Raw genomic sequence first — 393 nt, 5'->3', positions numbered from 1 at the left:
AAGCAGCACCGGCAGGCCATAGAGCCGCGCCAGGTCGGCCGCCGAGCCGGTTCGGCCGGGAGCCGCGGGTATCCCGTCGAACAGGCCCATGGCGCTTTCCAGGATGACGAAATCGGTGTCATCGGCGGCTTGCGCGGCAAGGGCGTTGAGCAGCGATGGCGGCATCGCCCAGCTGTCCAGATTGACACCGGAGAGGCCCGTGGCGGCGGTGTGGAAGCCGGGGTCGATATAGTCGGGGCCGGATTTGGCGCCGCGCACCTTCAGCCCGCGCCGGGTCAGCGCCCGCAGGATGCCGATGGTGACGCTGGTCTTGCCGGAGCCGGAGCGCGGCGCGCCGATGATGATGGCGCGGGCCGTCATGCTTGCCCCGCCAGGGCCGCGCGCATGGCAACG

The 393-nt window shown here is 71.2% G+C and carries 1 pseudogene; it reads right to left on the bottom strand.

The annotated features are described in order from the left end of the window. Positions 1-360, bottom strand: a pseudogene (locus tag ENZ75_RS34150) (cobyrinic acid a,c-diamide synthase); the annotation flags it as partial. Positions 361-393 lie beyond the last annotated feature (33 nt).

Source organism: Mesorhizobium sp. M7A.F.Ca.CA.002.04.1.1 (genome assembly GCF_004022805.1).
In the GTDB taxonomy this organism is placed as follows: Bacteria; Pseudomonadota; Alphaproteobacteria; order Rhizobiales; family Rhizobiaceae; genus Mesorhizobium; species Mesorhizobium ciceri.
This window is presented reverse-complemented; position numbering and strand designations above follow the sequence as displayed.